This is a genomic window from Gammaproteobacteria bacterium CG11_big_fil_rev_8_21_14_0_20_46_22, assembly GCA_002796245.1.
Taxonomy (GTDB): Bacteria; Pseudomonadota; Gammaproteobacteria; order UBA12402; family UBA12402; genus 1-14-0-20-46-22.
The window spans coordinates 1,335-2,868 of record PCWT01000002.1 but is presented as its reverse complement, the minus strand read 5'-3'; the positions used below and the strand labels follow the sequence as shown (position 1 = coordinate 2,868).

2 protein-coding genes and 1 pseudogene are annotated in these 1,534 nt (G+C 53.4%); 2 read left to right on the top strand and 1 reads right to left on the bottom strand.

Features of this window, described 5'->3' with window-relative positions; all coding sequences use genetic code 11:
- Positions 1–26 precede the first annotated feature (26 nt).
- Complete coding sequence (locus COV52_00065) at positions 27–230, top strand: cold-shock protein (GenBank protein ID PIR12187.1); 204 nt, start codon at positions 27–29, stop codon at positions 228–230.
- Positions 231–332: 102 nt separating this feature from the next.
- Complete coding sequence (locus tag COV52_00060) at positions 333–1,223, top strand: hypothetical protein (protein ID PIR12186.1); 891 nt, start codon at positions 333–335, stop codon at positions 1,221–1,223.
- A gap of 91 nt (positions 1,224–1,314) precedes the next feature.
- Here COV52_00060 and COV52_00055 read toward each other — a convergent pair.
- Positions 1,315–1,419: pseudogene (locus COV52_00055) on the bottom strand (cytochrome B5).
- Positions 1,420–1,534: the final 115 nt, after the last annotated feature.

Here is a 1,534-nt window from a genome sequence, read left to right as displayed (position 1 = left end):
TGAGTTAATTCACTTTTGATTCTACCATGCGAGGTACTATCAAGCGTATAGTTTCGGATAAATTCTTCGGATTTATCGAAACAGCGGAAATGGACAAGGATGTGTTCTTCCACGGTTCAGCGGTCGAAGGGATGACCTTCGAGGAGCTGCGTGAAGGGATGAATGTCGAGTTCGATGCTGAGGAGTCAGACCGCGGACCAAAGGCTGTGAACGTCAAAATCGTTGCATAAGCCCCAATATAATACGCACAAAAAGAGCTCCGACTTAGTCGGAGCTCTTTTGGTTGACAGGTAATCGTGAGCCGGGTAGGATATGCGAGAAAGGAGCTAACGATGAAGGTAGGTGTTGATTGTGGAAGTACACTGACGAAGTTCTATTGGCGGGAGGGTGGTGAAGATCGTTTTACCTCTACCGCTGATCGATCTCTTCCCCAGATTCTCGAGCGATTGAGACGTGCTGGGGTGGTCAATCTCGCGATCACGGGTAATGGCAAGCATCTTCTGCCGCACGCCATCGGGTTTGGCCTATCCTGGCCGAAACAGCATGAAGCGGCGGACGATGTCTCACGGGAGCTCGATCTCCAAGTAGTCGGTGCAAGGCATCTCCTCGGTGTTCCGGAGGACATGATCCTCGTCTCCGTCGGGAGTGGAACCTCGTATACGCTTTTGCGTGCGGAGGGTCAGGGGGAACAGCTCTGTATCGGCAATCCACTCGGTGGCGGACATATCTATGGTCTTGCCTGTTTGCTGGGTGAACCCGATGCGAAAATCATCAACCGGAAGTCTCGACTGGATGATACGACGCTGAGAGGTGTCGTCGCCGGGAAAAGACCGTATGATTATGACCTTTCGCTCGGGGAGCTGCTCGGACTTGATGCCACCGATCTACGCTATCGTTTCGTGGCGTCTCACTTCACCAAGGCCGATCCCGGGTATCGACAGGGAAAAAAACTTGATCGTGGTGCCGTGTATCGTACGATCATGAACGAAGTGGTGATCGCGATTGTTCGAGATCTCATGGTACAGTATACGATTCGTCCGGATTTGCCGAAGCTTGTCGTCTACCTGGGATCGACCGTCACTCGGTTCGAATACCTGCAGCAGGTATTCGCGTTGTACACTCCTTTCGTCACACTGGAAAGCGCGGATCAAACTCCGGTGGAGGTGACCTTCCCCCCGAGGGGAGAGTACGCCGGCGCTATCGGTGCCTATCTCTCTCACTGAATCAAACACTCCTCTCACCATGAGGAGCTTTTTTATCGCAAGAATACAAAGGACCCCGACTGAATCAGGGTCCTTTTGAGAGGTCTGCTTACGCAGCTGGGGCGTCACTTCCCTCGGCCGGAGCCTCAGGAGCCGCCGGTGCCTCTGGCGTAGCAGCAGGAGCTTCTGCCGGTGCTTCTGGAGCGGCAGCAGGAGCGTCTCCGGTCGGAGCGCCATTATCATCAGCTCCGGCCGGCGCAGCCATGTTCTGGTCGTCCATCATAGGTCATGGTGCTTAAGAATTACATAGCTTGTATACTGACATAAAAAAA

Excerpts from the sequence above, each read along its gene's own strand:
- COV52_00065 (PIR12187.1), top strand. The coding sequence starts at position 27 with ATGCGAGGTACTATCAAGCGTATAGTTTCGGATAAATTCTTCGGATTT.
- COV52_00060 (PIR12186.1), top strand. The coding sequence starts at position 333 with ATGAAGGTAGGTGTTGATTGTGGAAGTACACTGACGAAGTTCTATTGG.